Origin of the sequence: Nibricoccus aquaticus (assembly GCF_002310495.1) — a bacterium.
Taxonomy (GTDB): domain Bacteria; phylum Verrucomicrobiota; class Verrucomicrobiia; order Opitutales; family Opitutaceae; genus Nibricoccus; species Nibricoccus aquaticus.
Window position 1 is genome coordinate 2,140,347 of the sequence record NZ_CP023344.1, and the last position, 23,795, is coordinate 2,164,141.

Consider the following 23,795-nt stretch of genomic DNA (forward strand, 5'->3'; position numbering starts at 1 on the left):
CTGGCGGGAAATCGGTGGTTTGGACGGATTTGGCTTAGAGCAAGAAAAGGGCCGGTCACGCGTTTGCGAGAGCCGGCCCAGAGCGTTTTGAAATTGGGGAGCTCTTTTAGTTAAAAGAAGCGGATAGTTTTAGTGGCCATTTTGGCATGCTCTTCGTCGGTGCATGCGGCGTTGGTCGGCGCGTCGGCGGGCGTATCGGTGGGTTTGATGAGGTCGTTGGAGAGCATGTAGTTCTCCACTTCTTCGCCGGAAACGTCGGCGAGCATCACGCCGTCGATTTCAACGCAGGGCGAGAGGGGCTGGCCGGACTTCTGAACCATCTCCGCGTAGTTTTCGCGGTTGTTGATGATGTCGATGTCTTCAAACGCGAGGCCGTGTTTGCGCATGATGGCGCGGACGCCGTTGGACCAACCACAGCTGGGTTTGAGATAGGCTTTGATGTTCATGCTGGAAGCGTCGCTAAGGTCAAAAACGGTGCAACCTAAAGGCCGGTTTTTTTGCCAATCAATAGTAAGTTTGGAAATTTTTTCATGGGAGGGCGGCGGGGTAGAAGCCGGGCGTGTGGGCGAAGGGGATAAGCGAGCGGAGTTTTTACGCTAGCCGCATTTTCCGGGGTGCTCTAACAACGCCGCCTCTCATGAAAGTCCTCGTGACCGGCGCGGCCGGGTTTATTGGTTACCATGTGTGCCGTCGGCTGGCGGAGACGAAGCGTTGCGAGGTGCTGGGCATCGACAACCTCAACGATTATTACCCGGTCGATCTGAAGCGGGCGCGGCTGAAGCAGCTGGAGCCGTTGGAGAAGTTTCGGTTTGTGCAGAGCGATTTCAGCGATGCGGCGGCGTTTGGCGGGCTGTATCGGCAGTTCAAGCCGGACTATGTGGTGCATCTCGGGGCGCAGGCGGGCGTGCGGTACAGCACGGAGAATCCGGCGGCGTATGTGCAGGCGAATCTCACGGGTTTCCTGAATGTGCTCGAGGCGTGCCGGGCGAGGCCGCCGAAGCATCTGGTGTTTGCGTCTTCGAGCAGCATTTATGGCGCGGGCGCGAAGCTGCCTTTCTCGGAGGATCAGATCACGGATCAGCCGCTGTCGTTTTACGGGGCGACGAAGAAGAGCAATGAGCTGATGGCGTACAGTTACGCGCATCTGCACGGGCTCATGATAACGGGGCTGCGGTTTTTCACGGTGTATGGACCGTGGGGCCGGCCGGATATGGCGCCGTCGCTTTTCTCGAAGGCGATCTGCGAGGGAGCACCGTTGAAGCTGTTCAATCACGGGCGGTCGTTGCGCGACTTCACTTATATAGACGACATCGTGGGCGGCGTGGTGAAGGTGCTGCTTTATCCGCCGGACGAGCGCCCCACCCCGCCGTATCGGGTTTTCAACCTCGGGCACAACCGGCCGGTGGAGGTGCGGCTGTTTGTGGAGATGCTGGAGTCGCTGCTCGGGAAGAAGGCGAATGTAGAGTTGTTGCCTGCGCAGCCGGGGGATCTGCCGGAGACGTGCGCGAATATCGAGCGGGCGAAGGCGGCGATTGGGTTTACGCCGAAGGTGGTGCTAGAGGACGGGCTGCGGGAGTTCGTGACGTGGTTCAAGGGGTATCACGGGTACTGATTTTTAAGACACGCCGATGAAAACTATCCTGCTGCTGGTGGCTTCGAACATCTTCATGACGCTCGCGTGGTATGGGCACTTGAAGTGGAAATTTCTCGAAGGGAAAACCGTGCTGACGGTGATCCTGTTTTCGTGGGGGCTGGCGTTTTTCGAGTACTGCCTGATGGTGCCGGCGAATCGGGCGGGGTACATGAGCGGGACGTTCACGGGGTATCAGCTGAAGATCATCCAAGAGGCGATCACGCTGGGGGTTTTCGTGATTTTCGCGTGGCTGGTGCTGAAGGAAAAGCTGACGTGGAACTACGCAGTGAGTTTCGGGCTGATCCTGCTCGCGGTGTATTTCGCGACGGCGTTCAAGCCCGGCGGCGGGGCGCCGGGGGGGCATTGAAAGGTTGGCGCGGGAGATAGTTTTTGAAGAAAGGCGCGTCTCTGCGCTTGCCAGCGGGCGAACGTTTCCCACCGTTCGCCTGAACATATCCCGTTGATTGGCGCATCACGCGCGATCTTCACGCTCACTTTTCAAACAACACATCCCATGTCCAAAGCCGCTCCTGCCAAAGCTGAATCCAAGTCGTCCGCCGTCGTCACCGCCTCTGCTGCGCGCGACAAGAACATCGACCTCGCGCTCTCCTCGATCACCAAGCAATTCGGAGAAGGCTCGATCATGCGTCTGGGCAGCAATGCCAAGATGAAGGTCGAAACGCTCTCGACCGGCTCGCTCGCCCTCGACCTTGCACTCGGCGTGGGCGGTTTGCCCAAGGGCCGCATCATCGAAATTTACGGGCCGGAGTCCTCGGGTAAGACGACGTTCTGTTTGAGCGTGATCGCGGAGGCGCAGAAACGGGGCGGGTTGGCGGCGTTCATCGACGTCGAGCACGCGCTCGATCCGAAGTATGCGCGCGTCGTTGGCGTGAACTTGGATGACCTTCTCGTTTCTCAGCCGGACTCCGGTGAAGACGCGCTCAACATCATGGAGACGCTGATCCGCTCCAACTCGATAGACGTGATCGTACTCGATTCCGTCGCGGCGCTGATCACGAAGGCCGAGCTCGATGGTCAGATGGGCGACATGACGATGGGCAGCCAGGCGCGGTTGATGTCGCAGGCGATGCGCCGTCTCACGGCGGTCGTGAGCAAGACGAACTGCGTGTGTATTTTTACCAATCAGATCCGCGAGAAGATCGGCGTCATGTTTGGCAGCCCCGAGACGACTTCGGGCGGACGCGCGCTGAAGTTCTTCGCCTCGGTCCGCATCGACATCCGTCGCAAAGACCAGATCAAGCTGCCCGACGGCAAAATCGTGGGCAACCGGACGAAGATCAAAATCGTGAAGAACAAAGTCGCCCCACCCTTCACCGAGGTGGAATTCGACATCATGTATGACGAGGGCATTTCGAAGACCGGCTCGTTGCTGGACCTCGCGCTTGAGCACAAGATTCTGGAAAAGAAAGGCGCGTGGATCGCCTACAACGGCGAGCTCATCGGCCAGGGCCGCGATGCGGCAAAACAGACGCTCAAGGACAAGCCGGATGTCGCGCAGAAGATCACGGAAGCCGTGCTCGCCAAGGTAAACATCACGGGTGGAGCGACGGTGACGGGTGAAGCGGAGGAGTGAGATCGGCTGGAATAACAGCGGGACATTAGGCGGTCCTGCCTGGTGTGGCCGACAAAAGCGCGATGAGAAAGCATCGCGCTTTTTTATGTTCACGTACGACGGAGTGATTTGGTCCGTTGCGTTGCGGCGGAACTGATTGTTGTTTTTTGCTACAGTTATGAGCGTGGATTGAGTCTGCGTCTCCCCTGCTTCATCAACCCCCTCTTTCATCATGCTTCGTCACGTCCTTCTCGTTTCACTCGTTGTTTCGCTGCCGTTGTCTGTCGCGCGGGCGGCTGACGATTCCCGTCCTGAGCTGGTTTCTACGACTGGGGGCAATAATAGCTGGAGCAGTGTGGAGGAGATGCAGAAGGCGGCGGAGGCGGGGAATCCGGAGGCGGGCTATCAGCTCGGCGAGATGTATCTCAACGGCGTGCAGGTGCCGGTGGATGTGGCAAAGGCGGTGGCGTTGCTGGAGCGGGCTGCGGATGCGGGGCACGCGAACGCGGCGTTCCGGCTGGGAAAGTTGAATGCAGACGGTGAAGTGATTCCGAAAAATCTGCCGCAGGCGTTCGTGCGTTATCAGGCGGCGGCGAACGCGGGTGTGGCGGAGGCGCAGTTTAATCTGGGGGCGATGTACTCCAGTGGGCGCGGGGTGAAGCGGGATTATGTGGAGGGTCTCGCGTGGCTGATTGTTGCGACGAAGAATGGCGCTGACCCGGCGGGTGAAAAACAGCTGCGTGATCATCTCACGAAGGCGAAGCGCACGGCGATCATCGCGGATGCGGAAAAACGGGCGCTGGTGCTTTCGAAGGCGGGCGGCGATGGCAAGGCGGCGGCAGGTTCTGGAGAAAAGTCGGCCGGGTCTTCGCCGAGCGCTCCGACCGGTGTGCCTGCGGTGACAAAGCCCGATGGCAAAGTGAAGCTGGACGCGCCTCCTGCACCCGGACGTATCCAAATCGCCCCTCCGGCTCCGGGCGGTCTCTCAATTCCGGTCATCTCTCCACCCGCGCCCAAGGCGACACCTCCGCCAGCTCCTGACGCGCCGCCTGCGCAGACGAAATAAATACCTGTGCACGGACATCCGTGCGGATTACGCGGGAAGCCTGGTGAGGAGCGCTCGTGTTATCGACGGAATGCTGAAAATAAAAAAGCCGCGCTGGTGAATGCGTGGCTTTTTATTCTGGAAGGCGGCGACCGGGCCCGGCCGAAGGGCCGCTGTTATAAATGATGACGGTTTGCCGGGTTTCCCCGGTGCGCGGCGCTGACGGAACAGCGCCCCACATTTTCGTTCAGGTTCAGCGTTTGGGTTTGGTGCGGGGGACGGTGACTTCGTAACCGGATTCCAAGGACGCTTTGATCGTCTCGTAATCGCGGCGGATAACGAGAGCACTGAGGTCGGGGGTCGCAGCGGAGGTTGGCGCATCGCTCGTGCTGACGACGGGCATCGCGGCATCGTCATGAGTAGCGGTGTCGATGGCCGGGACGGGGTCTTCGTAGATTTCGCCGGAGACGACGAGTTCGGCTTTGGGGTTTTTGGCGAAGTAGGCGGAGGCGGCGCGTTCGAGTTTTTGGAGGCGTTCGCGGAGCGCGGTGACGAGTTTCGGCGAAGGCGGCTCCGTGTAGATGACGCGGCCGAAGCGGGGATGCGTGAGCGAGGTGGAGGTGGAGTCGCGGGTGAAGCTAAGGTCGGAGTAGTTTTCGCCGATGATCGGAGTGAGTTCGGGTTTGAGATCTTTTTTCGCGAGGTCGTCGAATGAGACGGCGTATTCTTCGGGGCTGGCTTCGAAGTAGCGGCGGGCAGCTTCGTGGGCTTTTGCGAGGTTGCGCTCTACGTGGAGCTGTCGTTCGGCGATGGAGCGGCGGACTTGGGCGAGGGCTTTGGGTTCTCGGGTGATGGCGATTTCCTGGTTGCCGCGCGTGGTGATGGTGAGGCGGGGCTCGGTGAGCGTGGGAGAAACGGAGGTGTAATCTTCGCCGAGGAGGCTGATGGGTTTTGGCTCGATCCAGCCGGCGTCGATCAAGGTGCCGGCGTAGGCGTAGCCGCTGCCCTCGGCGAGCATCGACTCGAGGGCGGCGCCGTCGATGGCACGGAGGTTTTTCTCGATCGTGGCGCGCTGAGCGTTGGTGATCGGCATGAGATGCTGGATACTGCCGAGAGTATTGTGCTCCAAGATGACGATGTCGGAGGCGCGGAGGACTTCGACTTCGGTCGAAGAGACGGTGGAGAAGTCGGGGAGTTTTTCGTTGGGCAGCGCAGCTTTGAGCGCGGTGAGCGTGACGGACTCGGCTTCGGGATTGGCGGCGAAGAATTTTTGCGCGGCTTCGCCGACTTGCTGGAGTTGAGGGGCGAATTCTTTTTGAGCGCGCTCGGTTTCGTGGCGGCGGGCGTCGTCGATGACCCAGGCTTTGGCGGCGTAGGTGGCGATGCGGCCGAGGAAGTCGGGCGTGAGGAGGGAGACGGCGGGGAGGCTGGCTTTGAGGGATTCGATGGAGCGGCCGCGGATGAGGATGCCGTCGTCGCGGGCGACGAGGACGGAGGTGAGGGGCTTATCGATCATGGGGAGCATCGACATGAGCTGGTTGGCGATGAGTGCGTCTTTATAGGAGCGGCTGGCGAAGCTGCTGGTGAGGAAGAGCATTTTGGAGGCGTTGCGCACGGAGGTGAAAAACTTCGGCGTCATGTAGAAGAGCACGTGGCCTTCGGAAGCGGAGTCGGCGAGGGCCTGGAGGTAGGCGGGGTCGGCGGCGAGGGCGCCGGTTTTGGCTAGGCACTCGTCGGAGAAGGGCGTGGAGGCGATGGCGATGGAGTCGCCGTCGAGGATGATGGCGAAGTCTTCGGGCGGGACGTCGTCGGTGGGTTTGCGGGTGAAGTAGGTGCGGCCGTTTTTCTCTTCGCGGAGCCAGTCGGAGTCGGCGGCGAGGGTTTTGGCGATGTGTTTGCCGCCGGTTTCGATGCGGGCGAAAACGTCGAAGGGAAGTTTGAAGGAGAACTCGGCGGCGCGGCGCTCGATCTGGTCCTGCGGGTGCATGCGGACGATGACGATGGCGCGGCCTTGGTAGGCGATGAGTTCGGTGAGGCCTTTTTCCTCGGACTGGGCTAGGAGCTTGAGGAGTTCGTCGGCGACTTCTTTTTCGCCGGTGAATTTCACGGCGACGGACTCGACGGTTTTGATGAGGGCGGGGAGGTCGAGGCGCAGGTCGAGGACGAGGTCGGCGTCGGCGGGGGCGAATTGGGCGGCCTGGAAGGGCTGGGGTTTGCCGGGGAAGAGGGAGAACACGCCGGCGCGGCCGGTGGGTGTGTAGAGGAAGAAGCGGTTGTCGTAGCCGCCGGGGACGGCGTCGGAGCTGAGGCCGATGGCGCGGATCTGGGAGAGACCGATGGCCTCGAAGGCGCCGGGGAGATCGATGGGTTTATCGGCGAAGGAGCTGGCCTTGAGTGTATCGGAAAGTTCGCGACCGACCTGGCCCCAGCCGCCTTCGAAGTCGATGTAGGTGTAGAAGAGGGCGTCGGGCGAGAGCTCGCGGCGGACGGCGTTGAGGGGATTGGGCTCGGTCGGAGCGCCGGTTTGGGCGAGGGCGGCGGCGGGCAGAAGTGCGACCGCGGCGGCGAGTTGGAGAGAACGAACCAGTGAGAAAGGGTCCATGAAGCGCATGAATAAGGGCGCTGTCGGACCGTCCGCCACGGGAAAAGTGCGAGGCGTGGAAGAATATATTTGGGCGAGGCCGCCGCAGAAGCGGTTGAAGGAGCGATCGCTTCGGCGGCGGACGTCATCCCGCCAGGGTGTTAGGCGGCGAGCTTCAGGCGGTTTTGGGCGGTGACGAGTTTATCCATGAGGCGGAGGTCGCGTTCGGAGATTTGTTTCACGCTGGCGACCCATTCGTGGACGACGGCGAGGAGTTCTTCGCGGGAAGTCCAGAGCGTTGTGCGGCGGCGGGCTTCGAGGAAGGATCTGTATCCGTGGAGTCGTTTCCGGGTGTCGCGGATGAAGTCGCGGACGGCGTGTTCGCCCTGCCCTGGTGGAGTGACCTGGTCGAGGAGTCCGCGTGCGTGCAGCTCGGGAGCGGAGTAAGTGGAGCCGCTGAGGATCATGCGCTGGGCGGGCTGGGGGCCGAGTTTGCGGGCGAGAAGGCTGTACGCACCCATGCCGGGGAAGAGGTTAAAGAGGACTTCGGGGAAGCCCATTTTGGTCTGCTCTTCGGCGATCATGAAGTCGGTGGCGAGGGCGGATTCGAAGCCGCCGCCGAGGGCGTCGCCTTGGAGGAGGGAGATGCTGATGACTTTGCGATCAAAGCCGCAGACGAGGTCGTTGAGGACGCCGATGCAGGACTCGGCGTAGTTCGTCAGGCGTTCCCAATCGTGATCGAGGGCGCACTGGCGGAAGAGCGAGAGGTCGCCGCCGAGGTTGAAGACTTTCGGTACGGCGGAGGCGGCGACGTAGAAGTCCACCGGGATTTCGCCGTTACGGATCAGGGAATGGAGTTGATGGGCGTCGGCGAGGAGCGACTCGGTGAAACACGGGCGCGGTGAGGCGTGGAGGTAGTTCCAGAGGGTGCGGGTGGATTCGTCGTAGCGGGCGGTGAGCGACTCCGTTTGGAGAACGATGTCGGATTGGGTGTTCTGAGTTTCAGCCAGGCTGAGGATTGCGTGCATGGTATGTGCAGGGCTGGCTGCTCGCGCGAACAACCGGTTTGATCGGTGTGGTCGCAAAAAACCCGTGTGTTCGTTCTCGATAGTTTAATTTCTTCCGCGACGGCTCAGCCCGCAGAGTTATCGTAGCAGGCGCTTGGCCTGCTGCCCACTGAACAGTTGAAAATTGTAGAGACCATCGGCTGTGGGTTTTGTCGGAGAGCGCACTTAACATGACTCACGTTCATACGCCTGTTTCCGAGCTGAGAAGCGACGCGGTCTTCCACGTGCGCGGGCTCACTAAAATTTATGGTGAGGAGACGGCGACGGTGCGCGCGTTGAGCGGCGTCGATCTCGATCTGCACTCCGGCGAGTTGGTTGTGCTGCTGGGGGCGTCGGGCAGTGGAAAGTCGACGCTGCTGAATATTTTGGGCGGTCTGGATTCGCCCACGGCGGGGACGTTGGATTTTCGCGGACGTTCTTTAGCGGAGGCAGACGAGCGAGAACTAACTAGTTACCGACGAGACGTGGTCGGGTTCGTGTTTCAGTTTTATAATTTAATACCGAGCCTGACGGCGCGGGAAAACGTGGGGCTGATCACGGAGATCGCGCGCGATCCGATGACGGCGGAGGAGGCGCTGACGCTGGTGGGGCTGGGCGAGCGGATGGATCACTTTCCGGCGCAGCTTTCCGGTGGCGAGCAACAGCGTGTAGCGATTGCGCGGGCGATCGCGAAGCGGCCCGAGGTTTTGCTGTGCGACGAGCCGACGGGGGCACTGGATATTAAAACGGGGATCACGGTGCTGGAGGCGATTCAGCGGATCAATCGCGAGCTCGGGACGCTGACGGTGACCATCACGCATAACGCGGCGATCGCGGCGATGGCCGACCGGGTGCTGAGTTTATCCGACGGGCTTATCGTGAGTGAAAAGCGCAATGCGAGCCGGGCGGCGGTCGCGAGTCTGGAGTGGTGAGTGCGAGCGAGACCTAACGCATCATGAGCAACTCCAGTCCCCTGCCCTGTCGCGTAGTTGAAATATGAATCACCTCGACCGAAAATTGCTGCGGGATCTGCGCGGGTTGAAATCGCAGGCGCTGGCGGTGGCGCTGGTGATGGCGTGCGGGCTGGCGATGATGATCATGACGCGGAGTTTGATCCGGTCGCTGGAGACGGCGCAGGCGGGCTACTATGAGCAGAATCGTTTCGCGCAGGTTTTCGCGGGGTTGAAGCGGGCGCCGTTGTCGGTCGCGGAGCGGGTGGCGGAAATTCCAGGGGTGGGCGCGGTGGAGACAGGGATCGGGATGCGCGTGACGCTGGATCTGCCGGGGATGGACGAGCCGGCGAGCGCGTTGATCAATTCGCTGCCGGAGCGCGGCGAGGCGCGGTTGAACCGGCTGTATTTGAGATCCGGGCACATGATTGGGATAGATTCGCGGCATCAGATTCTGGTTGGCGAGGCGTTTGCGGAGGCGCACGGGCTGAAACCAGGGGATGCGTTGTCGGCGATTTTGAACGGGCGGAAGATCCCGCTGCGGATCGCGGGGATCGTGTTGTCGCCGGAGTTTGTGTTCGAGGCGCCGCCGGGCGCGGCGTTGCCGGACAACCGGACGTTTGGGGTTTTCTGGATGAGGTACGAGGAGCTGGCGGAGGCGTATAGTCTGGAAGGGGCGTTTAACCGGGTGTCGGTGACGCTGGCGCCGGGAGCGTCGGAGCGGGCGGTGATCGCGGAGATGGACCGGGTGCTGGAGACGTTTGGCGGGCTGGGCGCGTATGGGCGGGAGAATCATCCGTCGCACATCCGCGTGCGGGATGAGATCCGCGTGCTGGAGGGGCTGTCGTTTGGTTTTCCCCTCGTGTTTCTGAGTGTGGCGGCGTTCATGACGAACTCGGTGATGAGCCGGCAGATCACGCTGCAGCGGGAGCAGATCGCGATTTTGAAGGCGTTTGGTTTTAGCAACGCGCAGATCGGCGGGCATTTTTTCAAGTTCACGTTCGCGATCATCGCGGCGGGGACGGCGCTCGGTGCGCTGGGCGGCGTGGTGCTGGGGCACAAGCTGGTGGATATGTATCACTTATTTTTCCGGTTCCCGCGGCTGGAGTTCATGCTGTCGTGGCCGACATTGCTGGCGGCGGTGGCGGCGAGCGCGGTGGCGTCGTCGGTCGGTGTAGTGGGCGCGGTGAGACGCGCGGTGATGTTGCCGCCGGCGGAGGCGATGCGGCCGGAGGCGCCGGCGTCGTTTCGGCCGTCGCTGGTGGAGCGGGCGGGGATCGGCGGGTGGTTTAGCGCGTCGATGCGGATGGCGATGCGGAACGTGGAACGGAAACCGTGGCGGGCGGGGTTGACGACCCTGGCACTGGCGATGGCGACGGGGATCTTGATTATCCCGAATTCGTTTCGCGACGGAGTCGGGTACATTTTGGATTTTCAGTGGGATCTGGTGCATCGCGAGACGGTGTCGCTGTCGCTGGTGGAGCCGGGGCCCTCGCGGGCGATCGCGGAGTTCAGGCAGTTGCCGGGCGTGGTTCATGCCGAGCCGTTTCGCTATGTGGCGGTGGAGCTAGACGCGGGAACGGTGCGGCGGCGCGTGGCGATCCAAGGGCTGCCGTCGGAGGGATTGTTGAGCCGGGTGGTCGATGGAAGCGGAGTGCCGCTGACGTTGCCGGAGCGCGGGCTGGTGCTTTCGCGGAAGCTCGGTGAGGCGCTCGGGCTGCGCGTGGGTGATACGATTGTGGTGCGGGTGTTGGAAGGAAAGCGGCCGGTGCGCGAAGTGACGGTGGCGGGGTTTGCGGAGGATTTTGCGGGGATCGCGGCGTATATGGAGCTGGACGCGCTCAACCGGTTGCTGATGGAAGGCGACCGGATCAGTGGCGCGCATGTGAGTGTGGCCGCGGGGAGCTGGCGGGCGTTTTTGCAGGCGGTGAAAGAGACACCGCGGGCGTCGGGCGTGGTGATCAAGGATTCGATGCGGGAGAGTTTTCGGAAGACGACGGCGCAGAGCATCGGGTTATTGCAGACGATCTATCTGGTGTTCGCGACGGTGGTGGCCTTTGGGATCGTGTATAACAGCGCGCGGATCTCGCTGTCGGAGCGGCAGCGGGAGCTGGCGACGTTGCGGGTGTTGGGGTTCACGCGGCGCGAAGTGGGCGCGGTGCTCGTGGGGGAATTGGTGATACTGGCGGTGGTGGCGATTCCGCTGGGGCTGGTTTTCGGGTCGGGTATGGCGAAGGCGATTCTCACGAGTGTGAACACGGAGACGGTGCGGCTGCCGTTGATCCTGACGGCGGGGAATTACGCGTTTGCGACGCTGGTGATTGTGGTGGCGACGACGCTGTCGCTCGTGTTTGCGTGTCGGAAGCTGGCGCAGCTCGATCTCGTGGCTGTGCTGAAAGCCCGCGACTGATTTTTTTATTCGATGAAACCGTCCGATAATTCCGCTCCTGTGATTTTGAAATCGAAGGCTTCCGTGAAGAAGCGGCGTGTGCCGTGGGTGTACATCGCGGGGGGCGTGTTGCTGGTGTTGATTGTTATCGGACTGATGCCGAAACCGGTGTCGGTGGAGACGGCGCGGGTGAAGACGGGGATGTTGCGCGTGACGGTCGATGAGGAAGGGCGGACGCGGGTGAAGAATCGCTACGTGATCGCGGCGCCGGCGGCGGGGCATATGCGGCGCATCGAGTTGAAGCCGGGGGCGAAGGTTGAGGCGCGGGGGACGTTGCTGACGTCGTTGGAGACGAGCGGTGCTGATTTATTGGATGCGCGGAGTCTGGCGCAGGCGGAGGCGCGGGTGCGTGCGGCGGAGGCGGCGCGGGATCAGGCGGTGGCGAGGCGCGAGAGTGCGAAGGCGACGGCGGAGCTGGCGCGGACGGAGCTGGACCGGGTGCAGTCGCTTTTCGCGCAGGTGAGTGTGTCGCGTCAGGATCTGGATGCGGCGGTGACGCGGGCGCGGACGACGGCGGAGGAAGGGCGGGCGTCGGAGTTCGGAGCGAGGATCGCGGAATACGAATTGGAGCAGGCGCGGGCGTTGCTGATGCGCGGGAGGCCGGAGGCGGCGGGAGACACGGCGCAGGAGAGTCTGGCGACGTTGCCCGTGGTGTCGCCGGTGAGCGGGCGGGTGTTGCGGGTGTTTCAGGAGAGTGCGCGGACGGTTGTATCGGGAACCCCGTTACTGGAGGTGGGCGATGCGACGGATCTGGAGGTGATCGTGGAAGTGCTTTCGAGAGATGGCGTGGCGATCGACCAGGGGGCGAAGGTGTTTTTGGAGCAATGGGGCGGAGGTGAAGCGCTGGAGGCGAAGGTGCGGTTGGTGGAGCCGTCGGCGTTTACGAAGATTTCTGCGCTGGGTGTGGAGGAGCAGCGGGTGAACGTGATCGCGGATTTCGTCGATGCGGTGGAGAAGCGGCCGACGTTGGGCGATGCGTACCGGGTGGAGGCGCGGATCGTGGTGTGGGAGAAGGATGCGGTGACGCAGGTGGCGGCGGGGGCGTTGTTTCAGCGCGGGGGAAGGTGGCAGGTTTTTGTGGTGGAGAACGGGCGGGCGCGGTTGCGCGAGGTGAAGACAGGGCGGTCGAATGGGGTGATGACGCAGATCGTCGAGGGGTTGAAGACGGAGGAAGTCGTGATCGTTTATCCGGGGGATAAGATCGTGGAGGGTGTGCGGGTGAAGGCGGGTGATGCGGTGGGGCGGTGAGTGGGTTGAGGCAGCGGGAGGCCGAAGGAGGAGAGGCTGACGGGCGTGGTGGAATTGAAGGCGGATGCGTGAGCTGACTTTTCTTTTGGCGGGGCGCGGTGTTGGCTGGGGGGAATGAGTCACGCATCCCTCGATACGATCGCAGCATTGGCCACTCCGGTGGGAACGTCCGCCATCGCGGTGGTGCGGGCGAGCGGGCCGGAGTGCGCGGAGCTGGCGCGGGCGATTTTTGGAGAGACTCCCCTGCCCCGGATGGCGCATCACGCGGATTATCGGGATCGAGCGGGCGCGGTGGTGGATGATGTGCTGGTGACGTTTTTCGCGGGGCCGAAGTCGTACACGGGCGAGGACACGCTGGAAATTTCATCGCACGGGAATCCTTTTATCGCGCAGAAGATATTGGAGGATCTGCTGGCGCGGGGATGTCGGGCGGCGGAGGCGGGGGAATTTACGCGGCGGGCGTTTTTGAGCGGGCGGATGGATTTGAGCCAGGCGGAGGCGGTGATGGATTTGATCCATGCGCGGAGCAAGCGGGCGTTAGCGGCGGCGAATCAGCAGCTGCGCGGGAGTCTTGGCCGGCATCTGGGAGTGTTGACGGATGAGTTGCTCGGCGTGCTGGCGCGGGTGGAGGCTTATATCGATTTTCCCGATGAGGATTTGCCGGCGGAGGATCGCAGGATCGTGGCGCGTGGGGTGGAGCGCGTGGCGGCGGGGACGGAGCGGTTGCTGGCGACGCAGCATTACGGGGAGTTGTTGAGAGACGGCATCAAAACGGTGATCGTGGGCGAGCCGAACGCGGGGAAGAGTTCACTGCTGAACCAGCTGGTGGGGCGCGAGCGGGCGCTGGTGAGTCCGGAGCCGGGGACGACGCGGGATTTTATCGAAGAGCGGGTGATCCTGGGGCCGCATTGTCTGCGCCTGATCGATACGGCGGGGCTGAACCCCTCGCCTGCCCCGCTGGAAAAACTCGGAATGGAAAAGACGCTGGAGCGCGCGGCGGAGGCGGATTTGTTTTTATTGGTGTTGGATGCGACGCGGCCGCATCCGGAGCTGCCTAAGGAGCTGGTTGAGCGGTTATCGGCGGAAAACGCGTTGGTGGTCTTTAATAAGATCGATCTCGGCGGTGATCAGCTTGATATAGAGCAATATATTGAAGGAAAGGAGGTTGTACGAATATCGGCACGCACGGGTGAGGGCGTTGACTCGCTAATCTCGGCGGTGGTGGAGCGGGCGGAGGCGTTTCGTCGCGATCAGGGAGATGAGGTGATTGCGATCAATGCGCGTCATGCGGCGGCGTTGGGGCGCGCGCAGGAATGTTTGAAGGCGGCTGGGGCTAATCTCGGAGTGGCTGGGCCGGTGGAGTTGCTGGCGAGCGATCTGCGTGGGGCGCTCGATGCGCTGGGAGAGATCGGCGGGAAGATCGATAACGAGCGGATGTTGGATCATCTCTTCGCGACATTTTGTATCGGGAAGTAGTTGGACTCGGTGGGCGCTGGAGATGGCGGCGGATGCGTGAAGCGATGGATGAGCGTTGCGGGGAATTGGGTACACTTCCTCTTTGCGTGGTGCTGGGGTTTTATGCTTAATCGTCGGCTTAATTTACTGCTAGTCGATGATTTACAATAAGATACCGTTTGATGTGATTGTGTGCGGCGCTGGTCATGCAGGCTGTGAGGCAGCTTTGGCGGCGGCGCGAATGGGGGCTAACACGCTGCTTTTGACGGGTAATATCGATACGATTGCCCAAATGAGCTGCAATCCGGCTATTGGCGGGCAGGCGAAGGGGCAGATGGTGCGTGAAATCGATGCATTGGGCGGAGAGATGGGGATCAACACGGATCTCACCGGAATTCAGTTTCGCTTATTGAATGAATCCAAGGGACTGGCGGTACAGTCGCCTCGGGCGCAGTGCGACAAGAAGGCGTATCAGTTTCGTCTGAAGCACACGCTGGAGCTTCAGAAGAATCTACAGGTTTTTCAAGCAACGGTGACTGGGCTTGTTTACACCGGACAAAAAGTCACGGGCGTACGCACGAACCTCGATATTGAGTTCAACGCCGCGACGGTAGTTGTGACGACCGGGACTTTCCTGCGGGGGTTGATGCATATCGGGCAGAATAAGAATGAAGGCGGACGCTTGGGTGACTTTAGCGCGAAGACGTTATCGGCCAGTTTTCTTGAGGCGGGGATCGAGTTGCAGCGGTTGAAAACGGGGACTCCGCCACGGTTATTGGGACGGAGTTTGGATTTCAGCCAGATGGAGGAGCAAAAGGGTGATAACTCCCCTGCCCTCTTTGCATTTCATGACACGCGCGATCCCGAAAATTTGTTCCACGTGGAACAGACCGGCGAACAGCGGCTTGGCTGGCGGCCGGGGTCGGCTCAGGTTTCGTGCTGGATGACGTATACGACGGCGGCCACGGCGCAGCTCGTTCGGGATAACTTACATAAGTCGGCAATGTATTCCGGGGAGATCGAGGGCGTTGGGCCGCGCTATTGCCCGAGTATTGAGGATAAATTTGTCCGCTTCGCTGATAAGCCGAGGCATTTGTTGTTTTTGGAGCCTGAGGGACGTACGACGAATGAGTACTATGTGAATGGGCTTTCCACGTCGCTGCCGTTTGAGGTGCAGCTTGAGATGGTTCATAGCGTTCCTGGTCTGCAAAATGCGGTACTGCTGCGGCCCGCGTATGCGGTTGAGTACGATTTCGCGCCGCCGACTCAGCTATTTCCATCACTGGAATCCCGAAAGGTGGAGAATTTGTTTTTTGCCGGGCAGATAAATGGGACCTCGGGGTACGAGGAGGCGGCAGCGCAGGGATTAATCGCTGGAGTTAATGCGGTCCGTAAGGTCCGAACGCAGTCCCCGTTGGTCATGCAACGGCACGAAGGCTATATCGGCGTGCTGATTGATGATTTGGTGACCAAGGGGACGCGTGAGCCTTATCGCATGTTTACGAGCCGGGCGGAGCATCGGCTTTTGTTTAATCACGGGAGTGCGGAGCTGCGTTTGTTACATCATGCGCGTGAGCATGGGTTAGTTTCGCCGACGCGCTTGATTCGAATGGAGGAGAAGAAGCGCCAGGTGGACTATTGGGTACAGGCGTTTGAGAAACTGCGGGCGCCGGTCGGGCAGGGGAGTTGGGGTGATGCGGTCCGGCGTTCGACGACGGGCAACGCTCCGGTGCCGGACTACCCGGTGGAGTTTGGTAGTTTATCGGCGGAGATTCGTGGCGAAGCACTCTATCGGGTCAGCTATCAGGGCTATTTTGCTCGCGAACAGCGGCAGATCGAAAAACTTTCGGCGGTCGAAAAGATCAAGATTCCGGCTGACATGGACTTTCTCTCCATCCGTGGTTTGCGAAAAGAGAGCGCACTCAAGCTTCAGGAATTTAAGCCCTATAACTTGGGTCAAGCGGGCCGTATTAGTGGAGTTAACCCGGCGGATATTAGCATTTTAATGGTTTATATTGAGGCGGTTAGGGCAGGGCGCATGAGTGGGTGATCGTTTTTTATTTGGCCGATGCGGCGGCATAGGTTTCGGGATCTGCGCCCTGTAACATTTGTGAAACGCTCGGGTAAAATCGCTCGGCTTGCTGTTCGCCAGTTTGTAACTTCCGGGCTCATATGACGGACAGCAAAGTGAAGAAGATTTTGATCGTGGACGATGAGGCCGATGTTACCGAGTTGGTTTCCTATCATCTCAAAGCCAAGGGCTATCAGGTGGAGGCGATCAATAATCCCAATAACAGCCTAGGCACGGCGCGGACATTTTTGCCCGATCTGGTGATCCTAGATGTAATGATGCCGGATCTGAATGGAGTGCAGATTTGCCGCCTGTTGCGTGCCGATCCGCAGCTTAAAAAAGTCCCGGTGATATTTCTCACCGCGAAGGCGGAAGAGTCGGATCGTATTCAGGGATTGGAAACAGGTGCTGATGACTACATTTGCAAGCCATTCAGCACCAAAGAACTTGTGCTTCGAGTGCAGTCGATTTTACGGCGGGCATCTGAGGGTGGCGGTGAAGAAGTGAAAAAGCTTCAGGCGGGCGACATCGTGATCGATATCGAGCGACACGAAGCGGTTGTCTGCGGTAAGGCCATCGAGCTCACGGCGACCGAGTTTAAGCTTCTGCGCCTGCTCATGGAGCGTCGAGGCCGCGTGCAGACTCGCGAACATCTTTTGATTAACGTCTGGAATTACGAAACCGAGATTGAGACGCGCACCGTGGATACGCACGTGAGACGTCTTCGCGAAAAGCTCGGCGCGGAAGCCGACTGGATTGAAACCATCCGCGGGGTGGGGTACCGCTTGGCCGAGCGTAAAGTCCAGACATGCCCTACTTGATCATCGCCGCCTTGGTCCTGGCTCTGGGCTTCTTGCTTCGCCGCCATTGGAGTCATCGGACGGCGATGCGTAGTCTGCATCAGGCGATTCTGCAAAAGCAGGCGCTCTTGCGTGAGGATTTGCCCGGCTCGTTGAGTGATAGCTGGGATCAACTTTGCCGCGAAACCAACGATCTTATCTCCGAGGTCAGCCGCCTCCAGCACCAGCGCACTGGCCAGCTTGCTCAACTTGAGGCCACGCTCGGCAGTCTTCAGGAAGCGGTGCTGATCGTGGATCGCGACAACTACATCTTGCTCGCGAACAAAGCCCTTCAGGAAATTTTCCCGCGCGCCACCAACATCCTCCATCAACGTCTCGAACTCGTCCTGCACAGTGTCACGTTTCTCTCGTACGTTGAGTCCGTGCGCAAAAATGAGGCTGAGCCTCAGCACGAGATGGAGTTCGCCGATGGCAACCGCTCGCTGTGGGTCGAAGTTACCGGCACGACGATTCCTCCGCTCAACGGCCAGCAGGGCCCGTGGGCGCTGTTCGTCCTCCACGACATCACGAAACAAAAAAAACTGGAGGCCGTGCGAAAGGATTTCGTCGCCAATGTCTCTCACGAACTGCGAACGCCGCTCAGCATTATCAAAGGTTACACTGAAACCCTCGTCGATGGGCACCACGACATACCCGGAGCTGACCGCGATAAATTCCTGCGCACCATCCAGCGTCATACTGAGCGGTTAAATTCGCTCCTCGAAGATCTCCTTACGCTCTCGCGTCTCGAATCCATTAACCCAGGGCTTCGCCGCGAGTCCGTCGCGCTCTCCTCGCTAATCGCTTCTATCATCGACGACTATCGCGCACGCCCCGCCGCCGCCGAGCATCAACTTCATTTCGCGATCGATCCCACTGTCGGCGAGCTGCTCATCGATCCACTCAAGGTAACTCAAGTCTGCGAAAACCTCCTCGATAATGCGCTCAAATACACGCCCAAGGGCTCGCACATCGACGTCTCCGCGCGCATCCGTGATCAAGAAGTGGAAGTCTGCATACGCGACAATGGCCCGGGTATTCCGGCCGACGATCTCCCGCACATCTTCGAGCGTTTCTACCGCGTGGACAAAGGCCGCTCCCGCGACAAGGGCGGCACCGGTCTCGGTCTCAGCATCGTGAAACATATTATCCAGCTCCACGGCGGCCGCGTCTGGGTTGAAAGCACGCTAGGGCAGGGGACCGCGTTCTATTTTAGCCTACTGGTTCGTGCCAACGGCTAAGCGAGCGCGTGCCGCTCGAGACCCTTCGCTCGTGCATACTTGCCGCGATGATCGAATAAATCGTCGCTCCACACGCTTTGCGCTTTCGCGACCGCGTGCGCCTCTGCTAGCTCCGCCGCGTGGATAACGCCGCCCGCACCGCCGACTACCTTTCCCGCCGTGATTCGCGCCTGTCCGCTCTGAAGACATTTCTGGCCGACTCGGTGCCGGCCAAAGCCCTGTCTCAGCTCACATTCGAGATCGGCTGTGGCCACGGTCATTATCTCACGGCGTATGCAGCAGCGCATCCCGACGCATTCTGTATTGGCATCGATCTGCTCAAAGACCGGATCATCCGCGCCGGCCGCAAACGCGACCGCGCAAAACTCACCAACCTCCTCTTCCTAGAAGCGGAAGCCCGTGAATTTCTTGACGCCCTTCCGTCGCTTGCAGCTCTGGCGGATATTTTCATCCTCTTCTCCGACCCCTGGCCGAAACGCCGCCATCATAAGAACCGTATCCTCCAGTCGGACTTCCTCTCCGCGTTGGCCGCTAAAACCCGACCAGGCGCCCGGCTTTGCTTCCGCACGGATTACGCCCCCTATTTCTCCGCCGCACAAGCGACCGTAGCCTCTCATTCTGACTGGAAAGTCGATGCGTCCGATTCATGGCCCTTCGAACTGGAAACCGTCTTTCAAAGCCGCGCTGCCTCCTATCAATCGCTCGTCGCCCGTCGGGCCTCTCATCTCGCGACTTAACGCGGCAGCAAAGGTCCAATCGTGCGGGCGACTATTACGATAAGTTCAGCCCGTCTTGTGTGACGAACAGGCTAATTCCCGGCGCATCCATAAGCCGGATTGATTTCAATTATTGACGACGGGGAACGCGTTTGCCTACGTCATCTCCTTTTCCACTGATCCAACGCCCATCCGCGCTGACATGCCCGCACTCAAGAAATTAGTCCTTTCGATGTCGATGCTCGCCACTGGCGCGACTGCGTTTGCCGCAGAAGATGGCCATGAAAAAGCGCCTTCACTCCAGAGCTTCCTCGGACTCCCCGTCACCAACAGCATTCTTTATAGCGTGATCATCACGCTAGCGATCATTGCGCTGGTCCGCTGGTTGGTAGGAACACCCAAAATCGTCCCGACACGAGGACAGGCGATTGTCGAAAGCGCCGTCGATGCACTCCGCGGACTCTACGAGCCCATTGTCGGCAAGAAAGCCATGCCGATGGCCTTCCCGGTTCTCATCACACTTTTCATCTTCATCGTCTTCCACAACTGGGCTGGCCTCATCCCCGGCGTTGGTACGATCGGTTGGGGTCACGAGGTGAATGGTCACTTCCACGTCTCCACTCCGCTGGTACGCCCCCACACCTCTGAACTCAACGGCACCATCGCCCTCGCCCTCGTCTCCTTCGGCGCTTGGTTCATCATCGTCATGCGCTACGCCGGTCCCGGCCTGCTGCTCTTCGATCTATTCGGTAATAAGGCCGACAAAAAAGAACTCGCTCCGGCCATGTACTGGGGCCTCTCCGGCATCTTTCTGATCGTTGGTTTCATCGAGGTCGTCTCGATCTTTATCCGCCCCGTCACACTCTCGATGCGCCTTTTCGGTAACGTCTTCGGTGGAGAAAACCTCCTCCACGCGATGCACTTTCTCCCGCCTTTCTACTTCCTGGAACTCCTCGTCGGCTTCGTCCAAGGCCTCGTATTCACTCTCCTGACGGCCGTTTATATCGGCCTCATCTGCAATCACGGCGACGATCACCACGACGAAGAGCATGGCCACGGGCACGCCGCCCACGCCAAGGAATCCGCCCACTAAACCCTTTCACGGTCGGGAGCATGTATCTAACAAACGTGCACGACTGAGAGAACGAACAAAACCAAACCCACCACGCACATGATCCTCGCAGAAATCACTGGCAACATCGCCTCCGCAGCCGGCCTCATCGCCGCCGCAACCGCCGTCGGTCTCATCGGCACCAAAGCAGCCGAAGCTGTCGGTCGTAATCCCGCCGCTTCCGGCAAGATCCTCGTTCAGTCCATTCTCGGTATGGCGCTCGCAGAAGGTCTCGGCCTCCTCGCGCTCTTCCTCGCTAAGTAAGTTGTCTCTTTGAAACTGCTGCGCGGCATCTGAACGATCCGCGCAGCATGTCTCCTCTCAATTTCCGTCTCTCCCATGCTCTCCTTCATCCTCGCAGCCGCGACTCCCACAGTTGAAGCGCACTCGGCCCATGCAGCCGAGGCTGGCCTCGTGCAGGAACTGGTCACGAAGTTCGGCATCGATGCCGTGAACATCGGCATGCAGCTCGCCAGCTTCACGATCCTGGCCGTCGTGCTCTACAAGTTCGCGATCAAGCCCGTCCTCGCGACGATGGATCAGCGCACGAGCAAGATCGAATCAGGCCTCAAGTTCGCCGAGGACATGAAGTCCCAGCTCGCCGCCGCCCAGCAGGAGAGCGCAGCCCTCATCAAGGCCGCCCAGCTCGAGTCTAACAAGATCATCGAAGAAACCCGCAAGACCGCGAAGGACTTCTCTGATAAATCCCAGGCTGAAGCCACCGAGCGCGCCAATGGTCTTATCACCAAGGCCCAGCAGGCCATCGAGCTCGAGCACAAGAAAATGCTCGCCGATGCCCGCAGCGAAATCGCCCGCCTCGTCGTCGCCACGACCGAACGCGTTCTCGCCAAGAAGCTCACCGACGCCGACCGCGCCAGCTACAACGAGACCGCCGCACGCGAGCTCGCCAACGTCTGAGCCGCCATATCCTCCCTTTACTGACGACCTTCGTCCCGCGCCATGGCCGCTAAAAAACAAACCCTGCAACTCGCCCGCCAGCTCTTCAAGCTGAGCTTCGAAAACGGCCAGATCACGGCCGAGCGCGTCTCGGGTGTTCTCGGCTACGTCGAAAAAATCCAGCCGCCCGCCATCGTCGCGGTGCTTAAGGCCTATGAGCGCCTCGTCGCCGCCGAACTCGCCCGCGGCCACGCCATCGTCGAGCACGCCGGTTCCGTCACGCCTGCCGCGCTTCAGTCCATCGCCGCCGCTCTTACCAAAAAATACGGCCGCGCCGTCACCGCCTCCGCTAAACCGAATCCCGCGCTTCTCGCCGGTCTTCGCGTCCGTGTCGGCGATGACATTTACGAAAACTCCGTCTCCAGCCAGCTCGGCGCCCTCGCCGCCGCCGTCTAACTTTCTCAACAAATCCCTCAGTCCTTTTCCCGTCGCATGAGCACCGTCATCGAACAAATCGAACAACAGATCGCCAAGCTGCAGAACAAAGCGGTCAAGAAGAACACCGGTAAGATCCGGACCGTCGCAGACGGCGTCGCCAAAATCGACGGCCTCTCCGATGTGATGTACAACGAGATGGTGCAGTTCCCCGGTGGCGTCACCGGCATCGCGCTCAATCTCGAGACCGACGAAGTCGGCTGCGTCGTCCTCGGCGACGTTTCACAACTCAAGGAAGGCGACGAAGTCACCACGACCGGAAAGCTCCTCTCTGTTCCCGTCGGCAAAGCCCTCCTCGGCCGCGTCGTTGACGCGCTCGGCAATCCCGTGGACGGCAAAGGCCCGATCGACGCCAAGGAAACCTATCCCGTCGAAAAAATCGCCCCCGGCATCATGGTGCGCAAATCGGTTAACCAGCCTCTCTTCACCGGCATCATGGCGATCGACTCCATGATTCCGATCGGTCGCGGCCAGCGCGAGCTGATCATCGGCGACCGTGGCACCGGCAAGACCACCATCGCGATCGATACGATCATCAATCAGGCCAAGATCAACAAAGTCGGCCTCGCCTCCGGCGATCCGAAGTTCCGCCCGGTCTTCTCGATCTACGTCGCCGTCGGTCAGAAGAATTCCAACATCGTCCGCACCATCGCCGCCCTCGAAGCCGCAGGTGCTTTTGAATACACGGTCATCGTCGCCGCTCCCGCCGCCGACAATCCCGCCAATCAATACCTCGCTCCATTCTCGGGCGCTGCCATCGGCGAGTGGTTCATGGAAAACGGCCAGGACGCGCTCATCGTTTACGACGATCTCTCCAAGCACGCCGTCGCTTACCGCCAGATCTCGCTCATCTTGAAGCGCCCCTCCGGCCGCGAAGCGTATCCCGGCGACGTTTTCTATCTCCACTCCCGCCTCCTCGAGCGCGCCGCTCGTCTCGATGGCAAGGGCTCGCTCACCGCGCTCCCGATCATCGAAACCCAGGCTGGCGACGTGTCTGCGTACATTCCGACCAACGTGATCTCGATCACGGACGGCCAGATCTTCCTCGAAACCGATCTCTTCAACCAAGGCATCCGTCCCGCCGTGTCGGTCGGTCTCTCGGTGTCGCGCGTCGGTTCTTCCGCTCAGATCAAAGCCACCAAGCAGGTCGGCGGTAAACTTAAGGGTGAGCTCGCCCAATTCCGCGAACTCGCCGCCTTCGCGCAGTTCGGTTCCGACCTCGATCCCAAGACCAAGGCCCAGCTCGATCGCGGTGGTCGCATCGTCGAGCTCTTCAAACAGCCTGCTTTCAGCCCGGCTTCTATCGAGCTCCAGGCCGTCACGATCTTCGCGCTCCAAAAGGGTTTCTACGACAATCTCGACCTGAAGAAAGTCACCGCCGCCGCCGTTGCGCTCCGCGAATTCTTCGCGACCCGCAAGGACGCGCTCCTCACGGAAATCCGCACCAAGGCCGCTCTCGACAAGGATCTCGAAGCCAAGATCGAGGCCGCCCTCACCGAGTGGAAATCCACGTACTCGGCTTAATCGCCACCGCGTTTCTCGTCCTTTCGCGCTAATCCTCTCACACCGTGCCTTCAACTCGCGACATCCGCCGACGCATCAAGTCGGTTAAAAACACTCGCCAGATCACCAAGGCGATGGAGCTCGTGGCCGCTTCTAAGATGAAGAAGGCTCAGCACGCCGCGCTCGCGGGCCGTCCTTACGCGCAGCTACTTGCTTCGATGCTCGGCGCGCTCGCCAACCGCGTCGAAGAGTCGATGCATCCCTTCCTCGCGAAACGCGAAGTGAAGGTCCGCGGCATCATCCTCGTTACCTCAGACAAAGGTCTGTGCGGTCCGCTCAACGCCAATCTCTTCAAGATCGTTTCCGAGATTAAGACCCCTGCGAAATTCGTAGCGATCGGCCGCAAAGGCTCTCAGTTTCTCGCACGCTCGCAGCGCGACATGCTCGCCGATTTCCCGGTGCATGATCGCGTGCCGTTCAACGAGGTCAAAGTCGCCGTTGAGTTCCTCGTGAAGCAGTACCTCGAAGGCGCTGTCGATACGGTTGAAGTCATCTATTCGCGCTTCAAGAACACCCTCGTTCAAGAGCCGCAGATCCGCCCGATTCTCCCGCTGACCAACGTCGCGGAATTCCAGGCGATCCTGAATCCCGCGACCGGTGGTGCCGATTCGCGCGACATGCTCTTCGAGCCAAGCGCCCAGTCGGTCCTCGATGCGTTGCTGCCGTTCTACGTCAACCGCTACATCTACCAGACCGTCCTCAGCGCAAAAGCCTCCGAGCACAGTGCGCGCATGGTCGCGATGAAGACCGCGAAAGACAACGCCACCAAACTAGTCGGCGAACTCAGTCTCGAATACAACAAGGCCCGCCAGGCCGCCATCACGCAGGAGATTCTCGAAATCTCCGCCGCCGCTTACTCCGCTTAATTCCCCGCCAGTCACT

21 protein-coding genes are annotated in these 23,795 nt (G+C 60.5%); 18 read left to right on the forward strand and 3 right to left on the reverse strand.

From position 1 onward, the window contains the following. Positions 1-110: 110 nt before the first annotated feature. Positions 111-446, reverse strand: coding sequence for a glutaredoxin family protein (locus CMV30_RS08640; RefSeq protein ID WP_096055641.1), 336 nt, complete (start codon positions 444-446; stop codon positions 111-113). A gap of 191 nt (positions 447-637) precedes the next feature. Here CMV30_RS08640 and CMV30_RS08645 point away from each other — a divergent pair, with 191 nt between their 5' ends. The 4 genes from CMV30_RS08645 to CMV30_RS08660 all read left to right on the forward strand — a co-directional run bounded on the left by CMV30_RS08645 (position 638) and on the right by CMV30_RS08660 (position 4,272). Next, complete coding sequence (locus tag CMV30_RS08645) at positions 638-1,612, forward strand: NAD-dependent epimerase/dehydratase family protein (protein WP_096055642.1); 975 nt, start codon at positions 638-640, stop codon at positions 1,610-1,612. A 16-nt stretch (positions 1,613-1,628) separates the two neighbouring features. Then, positions 1,629-2,000 carry a DMT family protein gene (locus CMV30_RS08650; RefSeq protein WP_096055643.1) on the forward strand — a complete coding sequence of 124 codons (372 nt, stop codon included), beginning with the start codon at positions 1,629-1,631 and terminating at the stop codon, positions 1,998-2,000. A 147-nt stretch (positions 2,001-2,147) separates the two neighbouring features. Further along, a complete protein-coding gene (gene recA, locus CMV30_RS08655; protein WP_096055644.1) occupies positions 2,148-3,227 on the forward strand; it encodes a recombinase RecA in 1,080 nt (359 codons plus the stop codon). Positions 3,228-3,438: 211 nt separating this feature from the next. Further along, a complete protein-coding gene (locus CMV30_RS08660) occupies positions 3,439-4,272 on the forward strand; it encodes a tetratricopeptide repeat protein (RefSeq protein WP_096055645.1) in 834 nt (277 codons plus the stop codon). 232 nt (positions 4,273-4,504) lie between these two features. Here CMV30_RS08660 and CMV30_RS08665 read toward each other — a convergent pair whose 3' ends face one another. Beyond that, a complete protein-coding gene (locus CMV30_RS08665) occupies positions 4,505-6,853 on the reverse strand; it encodes a hypothetical protein (protein WP_138223202.1) in 2,349 nt (782 codons plus the stop codon). Between the two features lie 140 nt (positions 6,854-6,993). Beyond that, on the reverse strand, positions 6,994-7,860 hold the full coding sequence (locus CMV30_RS08670; protein WP_096055647.1) for a crotonase/enoyl-CoA hydratase family protein: 867 nt from the start codon (positions 7,858-7,860) through the stop codon (positions 6,994-6,996). Positions 7,861-8,069: 209 nt separating this feature from the next. On the opposite strand from CMV30_RS08670, the gene CMV30_RS08675 reads away from it, so the two are divergent. The 14 genes from CMV30_RS08675 to atpG all read left to right on the forward strand — a co-directional run bounded on the left by CMV30_RS08675 (position 8,070) and on the right by atpG (position 23,779). Beyond that, on the forward strand, positions 8,070-8,810 hold the full coding sequence (locus tag CMV30_RS08675) for an ABC transporter ATP-binding protein (RefSeq protein ID WP_096057694.1): 741 nt from the start codon (positions 8,070-8,072) through the stop codon (positions 8,808-8,810). Positions 8,811-8,874: 64 nt separating this feature from the next. Continuing rightward, a complete protein-coding gene (locus tag CMV30_RS08680; protein ID WP_096055648.1) occupies positions 8,875-11,238 on the forward strand; it encodes an ABC transporter permease in 2,364 nt (787 codons plus the stop codon). A 12-nt stretch (positions 11,239-11,250) separates the two neighbouring features. After that, entirely contained in the window at positions 11,251-12,525 is a 1,275-nt protein-coding gene (locus CMV30_RS08685; RefSeq protein WP_138223203.1) for an efflux RND transporter periplasmic adaptor subunit, read from the forward strand. A 114-nt stretch (positions 12,526-12,639) separates the two neighbouring features. Further along, positions 12,640-14,001 carry a tRNA uridine-5-carboxymethylaminomethyl(34) synthesis GTPase MnmE gene (gene mnmE, locus CMV30_RS08690; RefSeq protein ID WP_096055650.1) on the forward strand — a complete coding sequence of 454 codons (1,362 nt, stop codon included), beginning with the start codon at positions 12,640-12,642 and terminating at the stop codon, positions 13,999-14,001. Positions 14,002-14,137: 136 nt separating this feature from the next. Further along, on the forward strand, positions 14,138-16,030 hold the full coding sequence (mnmG, locus tag CMV30_RS08695; protein ID WP_096055651.1) for a tRNA uridine-5-carboxymethylaminomethyl(34) synthesis enzyme MnmG: 1,893 nt from the start codon (positions 14,138-14,140) through the stop codon (positions 16,028-16,030). Between the two features lie 122 nt (positions 16,031-16,152). Beyond that, positions 16,153-16,872, forward strand: a complete 720-nt coding sequence (locus CMV30_RS08700; protein WP_096055652.1) for a response regulator — start codon at positions 16,153-16,155, stop codon at positions 16,870-16,872. Further along, on the forward strand, positions 16,860-18,131 hold the full coding sequence (locus CMV30_RS08705; RefSeq protein ID WP_096055653.1) for a sensor histidine kinase: 1,272 nt from the start codon (positions 16,860-16,862) through the stop codon (positions 18,129-18,131). Before CMV30_RS08700 ends, CMV30_RS08705 begins: the two co-directional genes overlap by 13 nt. A 119-nt stretch (positions 18,132-18,250) precedes the next feature. Continuing rightward, on the forward strand, positions 18,251-18,868 hold the full coding sequence (trmB, locus tag CMV30_RS08710; protein WP_096055654.1) for a tRNA (guanine(46)-N(7))-methyltransferase TrmB: 618 nt from the start codon (positions 18,251-18,253) through the stop codon (positions 18,866-18,868). A gap of 181 nt (positions 18,869-19,049) precedes the next feature. Next, positions 19,050-19,940, forward strand: a complete 891-nt coding sequence (locus tag CMV30_RS08715) for a F0F1 ATP synthase subunit A (protein WP_096057695.1) — start codon at positions 19,050-19,052, stop codon at positions 19,938-19,940. 78 nt (positions 19,941-20,018) lie between these two features. Then, positions 20,019-20,222, forward strand: coding sequence for an ATPase (locus CMV30_RS08720; RefSeq protein WP_096055655.1), 204 nt, complete (start codon positions 20,019-20,021; stop codon positions 20,220-20,222). 75 nt (positions 20,223-20,297) lie between these two features. After that, positions 20,298-20,876, forward strand: coding sequence for a F0F1 ATP synthase subunit B (gene atpF, locus CMV30_RS08725; protein WP_096055656.1), 579 nt, complete (start codon positions 20,298-20,300; stop codon positions 20,874-20,876). Positions 20,877-20,918: 42 nt separating this feature from the next. Continuing rightward, complete coding sequence (locus CMV30_RS08730) at positions 20,919-21,311, forward strand: F0F1 ATP synthase subunit delta (RefSeq protein ID WP_096055657.1); 393 nt, start codon at positions 20,919-20,921, stop codon at positions 21,309-21,311. A gap of 36 nt (positions 21,312-21,347) precedes the next feature. After that, positions 21,348-22,874, forward strand: coding sequence for a F0F1 ATP synthase subunit alpha (atpA, locus tag CMV30_RS08735; protein ID WP_096055658.1), 1,527 nt, complete (start codon positions 21,348-21,350; stop codon positions 22,872-22,874). Positions 22,875-22,918: 44 nt separating this feature from the next. Beyond that, the gene (atpG, locus tag CMV30_RS08740; RefSeq protein ID WP_096055659.1) at positions 22,919-23,779 is read left to right on the forward strand and encodes an ATP synthase F1 subunit gamma; all 861 of its coding nucleotides are present in this window, start codon (positions 22,919-22,921) and stop codon (positions 23,777-23,779) included. Positions 23,780-23,795: the final 16 nt, after the last annotated feature.

Coding starts and splice junctions, on each gene's coding strand:
- CMV30_RS08640 (WP_096055641.1), bottom strand. CDS start 446: ATGAACATCAAAGCCTATCTCAAACCCAGCTGTGGTTGGTCCAACGGC.
- CMV30_RS08645 (WP_096055642.1), top strand. CDS start 638: ATGAAAGTCCTCGTGACCGGCGCGGCCGGGTTTATTGGTTACCATGTG.
- CMV30_RS08650 (WP_096055643.1), top strand. CDS start 1,629: ATGAAAACTATCCTGCTGCTGGTGGCTTCGAACATCTTCATGACGCTC.
- recA (WP_096055644.1), top strand. CDS start 2,148: ATGTCCAAAGCCGCTCCTGCCAAAGCTGAATCCAAGTCGTCCGCCGTC.
- CMV30_RS08660 (WP_096055645.1), top strand. CDS start 3,439: ATGCTTCGTCACGTCCTTCTCGTTTCACTCGTTGTTTCGCTGCCGTTG.
- CMV30_RS08665 (WP_138223202.1), bottom strand. CDS start 6,853: ATGGACCCTTTCTCACTGGTTCGTTCTCTCCAACTCGCCGCCGCGGTC.
- CMV30_RS08670 (WP_096055647.1), bottom strand. CDS start 7,860: ATGCACGCAATCCTCAGCCTGGCTGAAACTCAGAACACCCAATCCGAC.
- CMV30_RS08675 (WP_096057694.1), top strand. CDS start 8,070: ATGACTCACGTTCATACGCCTGTTTCCGAGCTGAGAAGCGACGCGGTC.
- CMV30_RS08680 (WP_096055648.1), top strand. CDS start 8,875: ATGAATCACCTCGACCGAAAATTGCTGCGGGATCTGCGCGGGTTGAAA.
- CMV30_RS08685 (WP_138223203.1), top strand. CDS start 11,251: ATGAAACCGTCCGATAATTCCGCTCCTGTGATTTTGAAATCGAAGGCT.
- mnmE (WP_096055650.1), top strand. CDS start 12,640: ATGAGTCACGCATCCCTCGATACGATCGCAGCATTGGCCACTCCGGTG.
- mnmG (WP_096055651.1), top strand. CDS start 14,138: ATGATTTACAATAAGATACCGTTTGATGTGATTGTGTGCGGCGCTGGT.
- CMV30_RS08700 (WP_096055652.1), top strand. CDS start 16,153: ATGACGGACAGCAAAGTGAAGAAGATTTTGATCGTGGACGATGAGGCC.
- CMV30_RS08705 (WP_096055653.1), top strand. CDS start 16,860: ATGCCCTACTTGATCATCGCCGCCTTGGTCCTGGCTCTGGGCTTCTTG.
- CMV30_RS08715 (WP_096057695.1), top strand. CDS start 19,050: ATGCCCGCACTCAAGAAATTAGTCCTTTCGATGTCGATGCTCGCCACT.
- CMV30_RS08720 (WP_096055655.1), top strand. CDS start 20,019: ATGATCCTCGCAGAAATCACTGGCAACATCGCCTCCGCAGCCGGCCTC.
- atpF (WP_096055656.1), top strand. CDS start 20,298: ATGCTCTCCTTCATCCTCGCAGCCGCGACTCCCACAGTTGAAGCGCAC.
- CMV30_RS08730 (WP_096055657.1), top strand. CDS start 20,919: ATGGCCGCTAAAAAACAAACCCTGCAACTCGCCCGCCAGCTCTTCAAG.
- atpA (WP_096055658.1), top strand. CDS start 21,348: ATGAGCACCGTCATCGAACAAATCGAACAACAGATCGCCAAGCTGCAG.